Source organism: Acinetobacter sp. Ac_3412 (assembly GCF_013072675.1).
Taxonomy (GTDB): Bacteria; Pseudomonadota; Gammaproteobacteria; order Pseudomonadales; family Moraxellaceae; genus Acinetobacter; species Acinetobacter higginsii.
Genome location: NZ_LXUJ01000004.1, coordinates 103,351 through 119,315 on the forward strand (window position 1 = coordinate 103,351; position 15,965 = coordinate 119,315).

At 43.8% G+C, this 15,965-nt stretch carries 14 protein-coding genes; 1 reads left to right on the forward strand and 13 read right to left on the reverse strand.

Features of this window, described 5'->3' with window-relative positions; genetic code table 11:
• Window positions 1–13: 13 nt before the first annotated feature.
• The 10 genes from A7P54_RS03080 to A7P54_RS03125 form a co-directional block, all read right to left on the reverse strand.
• Entirely contained in the window at window positions 14–715 is a 702-nt protein-coding gene (locus tag A7P54_RS03080) for a hypothetical protein (protein ID WP_171548610.1), read from the reverse strand.
• 129 nt (window positions 716–844) lie between these two features.
• Complete coding sequence (locus tag A7P54_RS03085) at window positions 845–1,543, reverse strand: hypothetical protein (protein WP_171548611.1); 699 nt, start codon at window positions 1,541–1,543, stop codon at window positions 845–847.
• Window positions 1,544–1,607: 64 nt separating this feature from the next.
• Complete coding sequence (locus A7P54_RS03090) at window positions 1,608–2,126, reverse strand: GNAT family N-acetyltransferase (RefSeq protein ID WP_171548612.1); 519 nt, start codon at window positions 2,124–2,126, stop codon at window positions 1,608–1,610.
• A 76-nt stretch (window positions 2,127–2,202) separates the two neighbouring features.
• Entirely contained in the window at window positions 2,203–2,778 is a 576-nt protein-coding gene (locus tag A7P54_RS03095; RefSeq protein WP_171548613.1) for a DUF4126 domain-containing protein, read from the reverse strand.
• A gap of 127 nt (window positions 2,779–2,905) precedes the next feature.
• Window positions 2,906–3,049 carry a zinc ribbon-containing protein gene (locus A7P54_RS03100; protein ID WP_004637424.1) on the reverse strand — a complete coding sequence of 48 codons (144 nt, stop codon included), beginning with the start codon at window positions 3,047–3,049 and terminating at the stop codon, window positions 2,906–2,908.
• A gap of 136 nt (window positions 3,050–3,185) precedes the next feature.
• A complete protein-coding gene (locus tag A7P54_RS03105) occupies window positions 3,186–4,616 on the reverse strand; it encodes a hypothetical protein (protein ID WP_171548614.1) in 1,431 nt (476 codons plus the stop codon).
• 77 nt (window positions 4,617–4,693) lie between these two features.
• The gene (gene acnD / locus A7P54_RS03110; protein WP_171548615.1) at window positions 4,694–7,312 is read right to left on the reverse strand and encodes a Fe/S-dependent 2-methylisocitrate dehydratase AcnD; all 2,619 of its coding nucleotides are present in this window, start codon (window positions 7,310–7,312) and stop codon (window positions 4,694–4,696) included.
• Window positions 7,312–8,469, reverse strand: coding sequence for a 2-methylcitrate synthase (prpC, locus tag A7P54_RS03115; RefSeq protein WP_004656677.1), 1,158 nt, complete (start codon window positions 8,467–8,469; stop codon window positions 7,312–7,314). Before prpC ends, acnD begins: the two co-directional genes overlap by 1 nt.
• Before the next feature lie 269 nt (window positions 8,470–8,738).
• Window positions 8,739–9,623: a methylisocitrate lyase gene (prpB, locus tag A7P54_RS03120; protein ID WP_005200878.1), complete on the reverse strand. Its 885-nt coding sequence runs from the start codon at window positions 9,621–9,623 to the stop codon at window positions 8,739–8,741.
• A complete protein-coding gene (locus A7P54_RS03125; RefSeq protein WP_005209855.1) occupies window positions 9,616–10,326 on the reverse strand; it encodes a GntR family transcriptional regulator in 711 nt (236 codons plus the stop codon). The genes prpB and A7P54_RS03125 overlap by 8 nt, the downstream gene beginning before the upstream one ends.
• Before the next feature lie 452 nt (window positions 10,327–10,778).
• Here A7P54_RS03125 and A7P54_RS03130 point away from each other — a divergent pair, with 452 nt between their 5' ends.
• Complete coding sequence (locus tag A7P54_RS03130; protein ID WP_004801828.1) at window positions 10,779–11,993, forward strand: amino acid aminotransferase; 1,215 nt, start codon at window positions 10,779–10,781, stop codon at window positions 11,991–11,993.
• A 71-nt stretch (window positions 11,994–12,064) separates the two neighbouring features.
• Here the strand turns inward: A7P54_RS03130 and dld are convergent, their stop codons facing one another.
• The 3 genes from dld to lldR all read right to left on the reverse strand — a co-directional run bounded on the left by dld (window position 12,065) and on the right by lldR (window position 15,961).
• Window positions 12,065–13,771: a D-lactate dehydrogenase gene (gene dld / locus A7P54_RS03135; RefSeq protein WP_171548616.1), complete on the reverse strand. Its 1,707-nt coding sequence runs from the start codon at window positions 13,769–13,771 to the stop codon at window positions 12,065–12,067.
• Between the two features lie 289 nt (window positions 13,772–14,060).
• Window positions 14,061–15,212 (reverse strand): FMN-dependent L-lactate dehydrogenase LldD, encoded by a 1,152-nt coding sequence (gene lldD / locus A7P54_RS03140; protein WP_004801823.1) that lies wholly within the window; start codon window positions 15,210–15,212, stop codon window positions 14,061–14,063.
• Window positions 15,209–15,961: a transcriptional regulator LldR gene (lldR, locus tag A7P54_RS03145; protein ID WP_171548617.1), complete on the reverse strand. Its 753-nt coding sequence runs from the start codon at window positions 15,959–15,961 to the stop codon at window positions 15,209–15,211. The genes lldD and lldR overlap by 4 nt, the downstream gene beginning before the upstream one ends.
• Window positions 15,962–15,965: the final 4 nt, after the last annotated feature.

A 15,965-nucleotide genomic window follows, 5' to 3' on the forward strand; every position in this document is an offset into this window, starting at 1 on the left:
TAGTCACCATTGCTTAAAAACTTAAATCATTAAAGTCTTTCACTTTGGACAGATAGATCGGCGGCTGCTTGATTTTACTCCACGTTTCTTTAAACCTTGGATCATCTTCTGGATCTTGGCTTAAATTGTCACGAACAACTTTTTTACCCGTTAAAAAATTAATACTGGTTTGACTTTGAATAAGGGGGCCGTGATTGCTTGAATCATCATAGCCAATCAGGCGTAGATCATTGCCTTCCAAGCGGAACAGATAACGCCAATAACCATAACGTCCATGCGAATAATAAACCCTCAGTAAGTTATTTTTAATTTCCATCCATAGGTCAGGTGGGAAATAGACACCACCATCTTCATTTTCTGAGCTAAAACAGTTGAGGTTACTCACAACGGGTTTGTATTTGCCTTTTTCATTCAGCAATACAATCACGCCACGGCGGTTGCGGTCTAAATGCCCACGATATTCATCATGTACAAAGGCTTTGGGATCAGTGGCTTTGACGATCAGCACCACATCCTTCAGACCATCTTTATTGAGATCGCCTTCAATCGCTTCAAAGAGATGATATTTTGCAGGGATATAAGCTTTATAAGTGACTTTATCTTTGCGGAGTTTCAGTTCTTCTGCCGATGGTTGTTGTTGGGCAAAGCTGAGTTGCGGCAGTGCAGATAGGCTTGAGAATGCTAATAATGCGGTAATGAGTTGAGTCTTTATCATCTTTTTATTTCATCATTCAGGTCGTTATTGATGCTATTTCTTTTATAAACAATGGTTGAGTTTCTCTTGGTGTTTTTGCATGAATCCAACGTGCAGCAACAATCTTCAAACTCATCATCCGCCCTTACCTTAAAAGCTTAAATAATCAAACTCTTTAATTTTCGATAAATAGAATGGCGCTTGATTAATTTTACTCCAATTCTCTTTAAATTTTGGATCACCTTCAAAGTCTTGACTTAAATTTTCACGGATAACTTTGTTTGCTGTTAAAAAGTTAATACTGGTTTGGCTTTCAACATAAGGCCCATGATTACTTGAATCATCATAACCAATCAGGCGTAGATCATTGCCTTCTAAGCGAAATAGATAACGCCAATAGCCATAGCGTCCATGGGCAAAGTGTACATTCAGCACATTATTGTTAATTTCTAAGCTTATATCAGGGGCGAAATAAACACCACCGTCTTCATTTTCCGAGTAAAAACAATTTAAGTTACTGACAATCGGCTTGTAAGTACCTTTTTCGTTCAGCAATACAATCACGCCACGGCGGTTGATATCTAAACGGCCACGATACTCATGTTCAACAAAAGCTTCGGGATCGGTTGCTTTAACCATCAACACGACATCTCTTATGCCATCTTTATTCAAGTCACCTTCAATGGCTTTAAATAAGCGATATTTTGCAGGGATATAGGTTTGATAAGTGACTTGGTCTTTCCGTAGTTTCAGTTCTTCTGCTGTTGGTTGTTCTTGGGCGAAGCTGACTTGTGGCAGTATCGCTAAGCCTGATAATACGAATAATGCGGCAATGAGTTGAGTTTTCATAAGTCCATCATTTTTTTAATATTGAATAGCATTCACACCAAGCATTTATTTGCTCAGCACTAACTCAGATTTTTTCTATTGCTTTATTTAAGACATACCTTTGAATCACTTGATCTAGGGTAATTTCAGAATCAAGATAGCCATTATTTGCTTGAATCACTTTTGCAGAAGCCAAATTGGATTTATAGCAATGTATATGCAGTTGCGTTAAGCCCAGCTCCCACGCTTTCTGAATGGTAAGTTCCAGTAACTTAGTGCCTAAATTTTGTCTGCGTCTAGAAGGACGAATCCCTAAACCAATATGTCCACCACAATGTTGAATCTGTGCATTAAGCTGAGGTCTTAGATTCGACACACCGATAATTTTATTATCATCGACCAACCAATAGGTAATATTGGCTACATGTCCTTCTTGTAAAGACTGCCCTTTTTCATATTGTTCTAATTTATTCAAAAACTTGTCAAAATCTGCGTGATCGAAGTCCAATGTGAGCGGGTAACGTTCTTCCTCAGCAAGTTCATCAATATAGTCGTTATAACTCTGTTTAAACCTTGAATGAGGTTTTACCAAACGAAGTGACATCTACTTATACCTCCTAAAGAAGCGTTTTTATTATCCGTATTCACAATATAAAAATGATAGATTTAAAAATATAAGCTTATCGTGCAGGAGTGACTTGCTCTTGACGTTTTGAACGAATCCAGCGTGCTGCAACAATAATAAAAACAATCACCAAGACGGTAATTAGCGCAGGCATGACGAAGGCCAAAATCGACAATACGATTGAGCCAATCAACTCACCTGTCGAGATCACAAAATTCCCCAGCCCCCCTGTAGTGGCAGTTGAAACCCCACGTGCCGCAACCGTACTCATTTGCACTACGCCTGCGGTTCCGCCACCGACAATCAGTGCCGCTGCCCAAGTCGCAAACTGGGACATTTCGCCACTACTCACTGCCATCGTGGTCAGTGTTCCTGCCACCACAGCCGCAGGTGTGGCAATGGTATCTAATAGATTATCCACCCACGGCACATAGTAAGCTGCGATTTCACAAATCGTGGCAAAACCCAGTGCCATACACACCGATGGAAGTGCCAGCCATTCAAAGCCTTGGGCAGGTTGATACCATCCCATGAGGGTGGCAACACTCATCGCCAACAGCGGCACAAAGACACGAAAACCGCAGGCTGCGCTGAGTCCAACGCCAATACAGAGTCCTAAAATTGTTTCCATCACGGATTACCTTTCTATGCCTATGACAGGTCTTGTTATCTAAATCTTATTTTTAAGGTAACAAAAAGCCCTATCAAGGGATAGGGCTTTTATTCAAACAGTGGGTAACTGTTTGGTATTTTGCGGCTTAGGCATTCTTACTGTTGAATTGATTGCCAAGGCATTTGGTACACGGAGGTAAACGATCAGTACCAATTTCTAAATAGGTGCGGTGTCCGCATTGAACACAAAAATAGAAGCCTGTTCCAGGTTTTTCGCCAGCAGTTACCATCTTTGCTCTCCATAGATTTTAGAAATGGTACATATACTATAGCGTGATAGTTTTGATTATTTATTGACCTTTCCGACGAGTGGTGATGGCGGAAATGTGAAGAATGAAATTTGGATACTTTCATTCACCAGATAATTTATTCATCTGCAACACTAGCAGATGCTTTGGGTATAGCATTAACTATTACAACCTCAATATTCGGCATAGCACTATTTTTTACTAACTCATTAAAACTTTGCCATCTTGAATTTGTAATTCCTCCATTGTACAAAACTAAATAAATTCCTTTCTGGCTTTTTTCTGCTTTTTTATAAATTGGTAATTGTTTCTCATAACCATGTACCAATTGTTTATTGGAACTTAGTTTAATTTCAACAATCACTTTAGCTGAAGCTCCAAGGCTAATTTTAAAGTCAACAGGTCCCCTACCCGCATCAGCTTCAAGCGTTAGGTCTAAGTTATTTGCATTACAGTATGCGTTTGCAATTCCAAAGAATAATAACTGTGATGCAGACTCACGCTTCCTTTTATCTTTATCATCATAAAGCAATTTGCATAAACCATTATTCTCAATCAAATCTTTAAAATGCACACAAATTTTATTTACAACCCTATATACATTTTCGAGGGTAGGCTCTTTTTTCAATTTTAATTCTAAAGGTGATTCTAATAAAATTGATTGTGCAGTTCGATACCAGCTAATCTCCCCTGCTTTATCTTCCTCAAAGTTATAGTAGCTTGGCTTAGACCTAAAATACTCACCCAATAAATCTTTTAATAAGTCTGGATATTTTATAAAAACATCTTTTATATAATTTTTCTTCTCTTGCGTCGTAACTTCCTTGTATGCATCCCTAAAAATTTGATTAACAAATTCTTTTAATTCATCATTATACGCTTTTATCCAATTTAAATCCGCAAAATCATTAGCAACAGGCAAATCTCTTAAAAAAACTTTAGGAATTAATATAATAGGTTCTTTGTTATAAGGATTCTGAGGTAACTTCTCAGCAGGATAATTGTTTGAAAATTTTAATAGTTTTAACTCAACATCTAATTCTCTGCAAATTCTTTGAGTATAGAAAATAAATTGCTCAATCAAAATATTAGTAATCATATCACTTATTAAGTCTGGACCGACATCCTCTTCAAAAGCACCTAACAATTCAAAAATTGTAGGGTCTTCATTACCAGCATTAATTATTGATTTTATATCGGTTAAAATTCTTTTCTTTTTCTTTGGGCCAATACCACTCCCTCTAGTGCTTTTAGAGGAATACCCTATATGAGACCCCTTAATTTCACTAGACTCAAAAAGATTAAATGCTTTTTTCCAAAATATATCATTTAGAGAATTAGATTTTGCTTGTTTTAGCAATCTTATAATTTTTTCAAAGAATTCTTGAATTTTAATATAAGTCCCACTGAACTCAGGAATATCTGTATTTCTAATTAAACTCGGATCAATGAAAAGTCTTGTATCTATGCCAAGAATAGGATCAAATGCACCTGTCTTTTCAAATATTGAAAGATCAATTTTATACTCATCTGCAAAACTTATAATCATTATATTTTCCAAATAAAAACCCCATCATCAAGATAGGGCTTTTATTAAACAGAATCAATTACTTTCAGATTAAAGTATTAAGCCACTTGACCTTCTAAGAAGTCTTGTGCAAAACGCTGTAATACCCCACCCGCTTCATATACAGACACTTCTTCTTCTGTATCTAAGCGACAGGTCACAGGTACTTCCAGAATCTCTTCCTTACCATCCGCTGTGGCACGCTCAATCACTAAAGTTAAAGTCGAACGTGGCGCAATATTACCAATCACGCTATACAGCTCAGTACCATCCAGCTTTAAGGTCTTGCGGTTAACACCCGGCTTAAACTCAAGCGGTAAAACGCCCATACCCACTAAGTTAGTACGGTGAATACGCTCAAAACCTTCGGCCACAATCGCTTCAACACCTGCAAGACGAACACCTTTCGCAGCCCAGTCACGACTTGAACCCTGACCATAATCTGCACCCGCAACAATGATCAACGGTTGCTTACGGTTCATGTAGGTTTCAATCGCTTCCCACATGCGCATCACTTCGCCTTCTGGCTCGACACGCGCTTTTGAACCTTGCTTAATGGTGCCGTCTGAACGAACCACCATTTCATTAAACAATTTCGGGTTAGCAAATGTTGCACGTTGCGTGGTTAGGTGATCACCTCGATGGGTTGCATAAGAGTTAAAGTCTTCCTCAGGCACACCCATTTTCGCCAAATATTCGCCAGAAGCACTGTCTAATACAATCGCATTCGATGGAGACAAGTGATCCGTGGTGATGTTGTCACCCAAGATCGCAAGCGGACGCATATTGGCTAAAGTACGCGGTGCAGCCAACGCCCCTTCCCAATATGGAGGACGGCGGATATAGGTACTCATTGGACGCCAATCATACAGCGGGCTTGCCGCTTCTTCATTGACACCCAAATCAAACATCGGAATGTAGATTTTACGGAACTGTTCAGGCTTCACGGCTTCTTTGACAAGTGCATCAATTTCAGCATCCGAAGGCCAGATATCTTTCAGGTAAATTGGATTGCCATCTTTGTCATTTCCGAGCGAATCGGTTTCGATATCAAAACGGATGGTTCCTGCAATCGCATACGCCACCACAAGCGGCGGAGATGCCAAGAACGCTTGTTTTGCGTATGGATGAATACGACCATCGAAGTTACGGTTACCCGAAAGCACGGCAGTGGCATACAAGTCACGCTCAATGATTTCTTGTTGAATCACTGGATCAAGTGCGCCCGACATCCCATTACAGGTGGTACATGCATAGGCCACGATACCAAAACCAAGTTTCTCAAGATCACCCAACACACCCGCTTCTTCTAAATACAGCGCAGCAGCCTTAGAGCCCGGTGCAAATGAAGATTTCACCCAAGGTTTACGTACCAAGCCCAATTCATTGGCCTTACGTGCCAATAAACCTGCAGCAACTGTATTACGTGGGTTAGAGGTATTGGTACAAGAGGTAATTGCAGCAATAATCACGGCACCATCAGGAATTAAACCTTCTGCTTCTTGTGCCTTGGCAAGCTCTAAGTTCCCTGCAATGCCTTTTGCTTTCAAATCAGCCGTAGAGACACGTGCATGTGGGTTTGATGGGCCAGCAATGTTACGGGTCACCGTTGAAAGATCAAAACGAAGTACACGTGGGTACTCAGCTTTGGTCATATCCGATGCCCAAAGACCGATCTCTTTGGCATATTGCTCAACCAAAGCCACTTGCGTATCTTCACGACCTGTCAGACGTAAATACTCGATGGTGTTCTGATCGATATAGAACATTGCCGCAGTTGCGCCATATTCAGGCGTCATATTTGAGATGGTGGCACGGTCGCCCACAGACATGCTGTCGGCACCTTCACCGAAGAACTCGAGGTATGCACCGACGACACGTTCTTTACGCAAGAACTCGGTTAATGCCAATACGATATCCGTTGCAGTAATGCCTGCTTGACGCTGACCGACAAACTCAACTCCGATGATGTCTGGCAGACGCATCCAAGACGCGCGGCCAAGCATCACATTTTCAGCTTCCAAACCACCAACACCGACTGAAATTACGCCAAGCGCATCGGTATGTGGGGTATGTGAATCTGTACCAACACAGGTATCCGGGAAAGCCAAGCCATCACGGTTTTGGATCACTGGAGACATTTTCTCCAAGTTGATCTGATGCATGATGCCGTTGCCCGCTGGGATCACGTCGACATTTTTAAATGCAGTCTTGGTCCACTCAATAAAGTGGAAACGGTCTTCGTTACGACGGTCTTCGATTGCACGATTTTTCTCAAATGCATCAGGGTCAAAGCCACCGAATTCCACTGCCAAAGAGTGATCCACGATCAACTGGGTTGGCACCACAGGATTGACCTTGGAAGGATCACCGCCTTTGTCTGCAATCGCATCACGCAAACCGGCAAGATCCACCAGTGCGGTTTGACCCAAGATGTCATGACAAACCACGCGTGCTGGATACCATGGAAAATCAAGATCCTGACGGCGTTCGATCAATTGGGTTAAATAGGCCGTTAAATTTTCCGCATCAGCTTTACGCACCAGCTGTTCAGCCAGCACTTTCGAGGTATATGGCAGCTTTTCGTATGCGCCTGGCTGAATATCTTCAACGGCTTGACGCACGTCATAATATTCGAGCTGGGTACCTGCCAGCGGTTTACGATATTTTGTGTTCATTAACCACGCTCCGCCAATGGTTTGAATTCAAGATTTTCAGGGCCAGTATAGTTCGCGCTTGGACGAATGATCTTACCGTCTTGACGTTGTTCAATCACGTGTGCAGACCAACCCGCAGTACGTGCAATCACGAATAATGGCGTGAACATTGCCGTTGGAACACCCATCAAGTGATAGCTCACCGCACTGAACCAGTCGAGGTTCGGGAACATGTTTTTCACTTCTTTCATCACGGCTTCTAAACGTTCAGCAATCACATACATCTTGGTATTTTCTTGCGCTTCAGCAAGTTCACGCGCCACTTGCTTGATCACTTCGTTACGTGGATCAGAAACGGTATAGACTGGGTGACCGAAACCGATTACCACTTCTTTTTTCTCAACACGGCTACGGATATCCGCTTCTGCTTCATCTGCATTGTCATAGCGTTGTTGAATCACAAAGGCTACTTCGTTCGCGCCACCGTGTTTAGGGCCACGTAACGCACCGATACCGCCTGTGATTGCCGAATACATGTCTGAACCAGTCCCTGCAACGACACGCGAAGTAAAGGTTGATGCATTGAATTCATGCTCTGCATACAGAATCAAAGACGTGTGCATGGCTTGAATCCACTCTTCCGATGGCGCTTCGCCATGAAGGAGATGCAAGAAATGCGCAGCAATCGAGTCATCATTGGTTTCAACTTCGATACGACGACCGTTGTTGCTGAAGTGATACCAGTACAACAACATTGAGCCTAGGCTTGCCATCAATTTATCTGCGATGTCTTTTGCACCTGCTTCGTTGTGGTCTTCATGTTCTGGGGTTAAACAACCCAGTACAGATACGCCAGTACGCATCACATCCATTGGATGTGCAGACGGTGGCAGTTGCTCTAGTGCTGTTTTCAATGCTGCTGGTAAGCCACGCAATGCTTTTAATTTTGCTTTATAGGCTTTGAGTTCGGCTTTGTTTGGTAATTTGCCGTGTACCAGAAGGTGTGCCACTTCTTCAAATTGGCTGCCGACAGCAAGATCGAGAATGTCATAGCCACGGTAGTGTAAGTCGTTGCCGCTGCGACCTACGGTACACAGTGCAGTGTTGCCTGCAACTTGTCCGCTGAGTGCAACTGATTTTTTTGGTTTGAAGCCTGTTGGCGTTTCATTACTGCTCATAAGATTGTCCTTTTTATATCCTTAGGTGAATTTCGTAGCGGTGTCTTACCGAACTCTCATCTTATTTGAGGATAAGCCTTCGGCTGGACTTACTTTTGATGGATCAAAAGTAAGCAAAAATCCTTTGTTGGCCTGACGGTACGTCCTTGCTACCGCAGCCCAACGTGGCGGCATCCATGCCGCCTTCACGATTCTTTAGTCTTTCATAAAAGAAGGTCTTAAATTCGTGAAATCCCTCTCCCTCTGGGGGAGGTTAGGAGGGGGTAAAATTATTTATTCTTCGCAAAAGTTCCATCAAGATATTGTTCAAACGCATGGTAGTTAATGCGTTCATACAACTCCTGACGGGTTTGCATAGTATCGACCACATTTTTTTGTGTGCCTTCTTTACGCAAAGTCTCATAGACATTTTCTGCGGCCTTGTTCATGGCACGGAATGCAGAAAGTGGATACAGCGCAATGCTGACATCGGCAGAAGCCAGTTCGTCCGTAGTAAATAATGGCGTAGAACCAAATTCGGTGATATTGGCTAAAACGGGTACTTTAGTCAGATCTGCAAATTGCTTATACATGGCCAACTCAGTGATCGCTTCTGGAAATAGCATATCTGCACCCGCTTCGATGTAAGCACCCGCACGGTCAATCGCTGCCTGTAAGCCTTCAACCGCCAGTGCATCAGTACGTGCCATGATCACAAAGCTATCATCAGTACGTGCATCGACCGCGGCTTTAATACGATCGACCATTTCTTGTTGAGTCACGATGGCTTTATTCGGACGATGACCGCAACGCTTAGCACCGACTTGGTCTTCGATATGCATTGCAGCAGCACCAAACTTAATCATCGACTTGGTGGTACGCGCGATATTAAAGGCAGAAGCACCGAAACCCGTGTCGACATCAACCAATAACGGTAGGTCACACACATCAGTAATACGGCGTACATCGGTCAATACATCATCAAGGTTACTGATACCCAAATCAGGTAAGCCCAAAGAACCTGCGGCAACACCACCACCAGACAAATAGATCGCCTTGTAGCCTGCACGCTTTGCCAATAATGCATGGTTGGCATTGATCGCACCGACCACTTGTAATGGTTTTTCATTTGCGACCGCGTCGCGGAATAGCTGACCAGCAGACTGTTTAGCCATGTTGTTGTTCTCCTTGATTTTGCAGCAATGTTTGCTCAACAATTTTGTAAGATGCATTGATGTGACGGTGCATCAGCATTTCGGCAAGCTCACCGTCACCTTCAGCAATCGCATCTAATATGCGGATATGTTCGTCCCAAGCTTTGCTGGGTCGATCTGGGGTATTTGAAAACTGGATTCGATACATACGGATGAGGTGATACAGCTCATCGCATAACATTTTTTCTAAGGTTTTATTACCACTGCTTTTGATAATGCAGTAATGGAAATCGTCCTGGCCTTCTTGCAGATAGTAGCCCTTGCCTGCTTTAAAGTTTTCATCTTCGGCATGCATGCGCAATACATCACGCAAGGCCAGAATCTGTTTTTTATCAATATGCTGGGCTGCAAGTTTACAAGCCAAGCCTTCTAAAGAAGCACGAATTTGATAGAGTTCCTGAAACTGCTGTAGCGACAGTGACACCACCCGGGCACCGACATGAGCCGTTCGCTCTACCAGTTTCTGCCCTTCCAGACGATGAATGGCTTCACGTAAAGGCCCGCGACTAATGCCATACATCCGTGCCAGTTCAGGTTCTGAAATCTTGCTGCCCGCAGGAATATGTCCCAATACAATCGCCGACTGAATTTGCTTGAATACGTGTTCCGTCAGGGTCATTCCCTGACTGGTGCTGAGGGCTTGAGGAACAAGGGTATCTTGCATATTGTCGACAATCTCTACAATTTTTATGATTTTATAACCAGATAAAAGAAAAAATGCAATAGGATTGTCGACAATAAATTAGACTGGTGCTTTCAATCCGACGTGATTGTGATCACTCAGTGGCTGATCAACACACGGCCAAAAATCTTATATAAGAATAGATAAAACAACAGGTTAATGATAATCCAAATCATCGCCCAACTCTGAGCTTTGATCAACTGAGCAGACTTAGACTGTTAATGCTACGACCATGGTATGACAGCTTGATTGTAGACAATCTTTATAATCAGCTTGTAGCGACAAATTTTGTAAGTAAATACTGCACCAAAATGTAAATAACAGCGTGCTTCATGCAGTCTTTATTGATACATTATTGGGCATCGAAGGTTCCGCTCATAAAGCGCAACTTCCCCAGACATCTATGCACTTTGTTGAAGAAAAGGACATTGTTAATGTTTCAACATATCCCACCTTATGCAGGCGATCCAATCCTTTCATTGATGGAACAGTTCAATGCTGATCCACGTGCTGAAAAGGTAAACCTCAGTATTGGTTTGTACTATAACGAAGACAGTATCGTTCCTCAGCTTGATACCATTATCGAAGCGCAAAAACGTATTGCACCTAAAAATACCCAAACCAAGCTTTATTTACCAATGGAAGGTTTCAAACCTTACCGTGATGCGATTCAAGCCTTATTGTTTGGTGCAAACAGCCCTGCAATTCAACAAGGTCGTGTTGCAACGATTCAAACGCTTGGTGGTTCTGGCGCATTAAAAGTCGGTGCAGATTTCTTAAAAACCTATTTCCCGAATTCAGAAGTTTGGGTGAGCCAGCCAACTTGGGATAACCACGTTGCCATCTTCAATGGTGCAGGCATCAAGAGCAACTTCTACCCATACTTCGATGCTGAAACACGTGGCGTTGATTTTGATGGCATGTTGTCTACCCTAAAAACATTGCCAGAACAAAGCATTGTGTTATTGCACCCATGCTGCCATAACCCAACAGGTGCAGACTTGAACCCAGCACAATGGGATCAAGTGATTGTGGTATTAAAAGAACGTAACCTGATTCCATTCCTCGACATCGCCTACCAAGGTTTTGGCGATGACATGGAACAAGATGCTTATGCCATTCGTGCATTAGACCAAGCAGGTCTAAACTTTATTGTTAGCAACTCGTTCTCTAAAATCTTCTCACTTTACGGTGAGCGTGTTGGCGGTTTGACTTTCGTATGTGATGATGCAGAAGCAGCAAAATGCACATTCGGTCAGTTGAAAGCAACAGTACGTCGTATCTACTCTAGCCCACCTACAACAGGTGCGTGGTTGGTTGATCAAGTGTTAAATGACGCTGATCTCAATCAACAATGGCAAGGCGAAGTCAAAGAGATGCGTGAGCGTATTATCAAAATGCGTAGCATCTTGAAAGATGAGTTAACCAAAGCCCTTCCTGAGCGTGACTTTAGCTACCTTGTGAATCAAAAAGGCATGTTCAGCTATACTGGTTTAACCGCTGAGCAAGTGGACATTCTTCGTGAAGAATATGCAATCTACTTGGTACGCAGTGGCCGTATCTGTGTTGCAGGCCTGAACATGAACAACGTATACAAAGTTGCCAAAGCAGTGGCTGAAGTTTTAGCAAAATCTGCTGCAACCGCTTAAGTTATCACGCATAAAAAAGGCGCTTGAAGCGCCTTTTTTATTGCCTGTTTGATTTCCTGTTTTATTTAAAGTCAGGACTTGGCCTTGCCCCAATACTTCAATTTAGAGGTCTGTCCAATCCCGACATTAAAACAGTTATTCGGATCAAGTTTCTGATAGAAATTCGCCAAAGCAGGCTTGGCAATATATAGATGACCGACATTATGTTCGGCAGGATATTCCGCACGGCGGGCGTCCAGCAACTGCCACATTTGATGTTCCATCGCTAAAGGATCATTGCCCTTTTTAAGGATGTAATCCTGATGAAAGACATGGCAGAAAAAGTGTCCATAATAGAGTTTATGAATGATCTGTTGTTCCATCTGCGCAGGCAATTGCTCGACCCATTCACGATCATTACGACGTAAGGCAATGTCCAAAGCCACAATATCTTCAACCTCATCTCGATGGGTATCACGATAACGAATTGCTGCACCTGCCACTGCAAAACGATGTAAAAAGGCTTTACGTCCCTCCTCAGTATCGCAAAGGAAGAAATTACCCGAAGCATGTACCGCGAAATAGTCTTGTAAGAATTGCTCGGTCTGGGCTTTGCAATTGTTCTCGACTCGTAACATCAGGTGATGTTCATAACGATCACGATACTCGGTCATCCGTTTGGGTAAATGACTCGGTAACAAGGCCGTGACCGCTTGTAAAAGATGATCCGTCAGCCCTTTGATTTTAAATCTTTCTAGAAAACCATCGACCTTATCCTTGAGCGCAAAGGCTTTGGGCACATTGGCGGTGCCAAATTTCTCAATAAACAGGAAGGTATCTTTACCGTATTTTTCACCGATATGATACGCATCACGATGGATGTATTCCCCTGCAATCGGCAGGCTTGGCAATGACGTGAGTAAATAACGACGAATCGCGGTCAAGTCGTCGGCATCATTGCTGCCAATATAAAAGACACTGCTCTCCACCTTTTCATAAGTATCCAGACGCACCGCAAACACACAGACTTTTCCTGCCGAGCCTGAGGCTTCAAACAGGCGTGAAGGATCGGCATTAAAACGTGCCGGACTGTCGGCATCGACTTGAGTGACGTCTTGCGCATAGCGTTGATCGGATGCCTGCTTTTCAGCATCATCCAGAATATCTGTGGCTTGATAGCGTTGCTGTTCTAAACGAGTCAGGATTTCTTCAGGAGTTGAGCCCAAGTTGACGCCCAGATGATTCACCAATTCCAGCTGACCTTGGGCATTGACCTGTGCATACAGCGCCAGTTCGGTATAGGCAGGGCCACGACGAACCAAGGCACCGCCTGAATTATTACAGACCCCACCCAATACCGAAGCACCGATGCAGGAAGAACCAATCACCGAATGCGGTTCACGATCATAGCCTTTGAGCAACTGTTCCAGATTGTCCAAAGTCGCCCCAGGTAGACAAATCACCTGCTTACCCTCATGAATCACTTGAATGCCTTTTAAACGACGGGTACTCATCACCAACACAGGTCGGTCATAATCATCGCCATACGGTGTTGAGCCACCCGTCAGGCCCGTATTGGCCGCTTGCATGATAACGATACAGTCCGCTTCAATCGCGGCTTGTAGCACCTGCCATTGTTCCAGCAAGGTACCTGGGATCACCACCGCAAAGACTTTACCCTCACCAAACCGACGACCTTGTCGATACTGGCGGGTACTTTGATCATCACTCAGCACATGTTGCCGCCCAACAATTTGCTGTAAACGATCAATCACCACTTTGGGAGAAAATGTTTGCATGATGGCTCCTTTGGATCATCCATTTATAAACTTAGACCAACACGGCAGAATCTTAGTATGTGTCATTCGAGTAGCTCATTCTTCAATTTGAATCAGCCCTTTATTTGCTATCGCGGATAGGCGGCAAGGATGCCGCCTGTTGAGCAACCGTACATGGGAGTACGGTTTGCTCAACAAAAGGTTTTTGGTTACTTTTGACCTTTCAAAAGTGACAAAGGCCTCTACACTAGAAACACGCAAGTCACCCAATGATGAGGCAATGACAACTACATCACTTAGCAAATTATTCTTAAAAACCTTGTTTAATGGCTTGTACCAAACAATCCGCATTAATCTCTTGAATCGACTTAGCACCCGTCAACGTCATTGCTACCCGCATTTCCTTCTCAATTAAATCCAGCAAATTCGATACCCCTTGCCCACCTGCTGCTGCCAAGGCATACACAAAGGCACGGCCCAATAACACCGTATCTGCACCAAGCGCCAACATGCGCACCACATCCAGACCATTACGGATGCCTGAATCTGCCAGAATCGCTAGATCGCCTTTCACTGCATCGGCAATCGCAGGCAAGGCCCGTGCAGAAGACATCACCCCATCCAACTGACGCCCACCATGATTGGATACCACGATGCCATCGGCACCAAAACGCACCGCATCTTTGGCATCTTCAGGGTCCAGAATGCCCTTGATCACCATCGGACCATCCCAAAACTCACGAATCCACTCCAGATCTTTCCATGAAATAGACGGATCAAAATTAGAACCTAACCAGCCGATATAATCTTCAAGCCCAGTCGGTTTACCCAGATATTTTGAGATATTGCCCAAGTCATGCGGACGACCACACATCCCGACATTCCATGCCCAATGTGGATGCAACATCGATTGCAGATAACGACGCATCGCTGCATTGGGACCGCTCATACCTGAATGGGCATCACGATAACGTGCCCCTGGCACAGGCATATCCACGGTAAATACCAATGTTGAACAACCTGCCGCCTTGGCACGTTCCAAAGCATTGCGCATAAAGCCACGGTCACGCAACACATACAGCTGGAACCACATTGGACGCTGAATCGCAGGTGCCACTTCCTCAATCGGACAGACTGAAACCGTCGATAAAGTGAATGGAATGCCCTTTTGATCTGCTGCCACTGCGGCTTGTACCTCACCACGACGTGCATACATACCAGTTAAACCCACAGGCGCCAAAGCCACTGGCATCGATAAGGTTTCGTTAAACAGCTTGGTTTCCAGACTCAATGCCGACATGTCATTCAACACCCTCTGACGCAAGGCAATTTCAGAAAGATCCTGCACATTACGTTTTAAGGTATGTTCCGAATATGCTCCACCGTCAATATAGTGAAATAAAAAGGGTGGTAAACGACGTTGCGCCGCAGCACGATAATCATTGCCAGAAGAAATAATCATTTTGAATCAACTCTAGTTAAACGTGTTGCACGTTTCTGGCGAGCTTCATCTTCGCCCAGAGCACGTACATGATTAATCACAAATTCAATATGACCACACACGGCTTGGCGTGCGGCCTCGGGATCTTGACGATCAATCGCATCCATCACCTGAAAATGCTGCTCACTGAGTAAGTCACCATTGACAGGATGGTTATAAACTTTGTTACGCCCAAGCAAGACGTTGTATTGCAACAAGTCAAACAGACTACGCATCATTTGGATCAGCACAATATTGTGTGAGGCCTCAGCAATTGCCAGATGAAATTCAGCATCCGCCACCGCCGCCCGAGCTGAATCGCCTGCATTTTGATAACGGCTGATCTCATCAAAACAATGATGGATTTTGGCACGATCTTCAGGGGTCGAACGCAGTGCGGCATACCATGCAGTGCCACCTTCTAGCAAAAGCCGTGCTTCCTGTACATCAAAACGGTACAGTGGATCTTCTTCAATCAAATGACTGATCGGATTAACGATGAGCTGTTTCGGCCACTGCTCAGGTAATTGTTGGATATAGGTGCCATCACCACGGCGACTACTGAGCACGCCCTGACTATTCAACTGTTGGATTGCTTCACGTAAGGACGGACGAGATACGCCTAAGCTGGTCGCAAGTTGACGCTCGGCAGGCAAGCGATCACCTTGTTTCATCTGGCGTTGCTCAATGAGTGCCTGTAATTTCATGACCACTTGATCGGAGATTCTCATCACA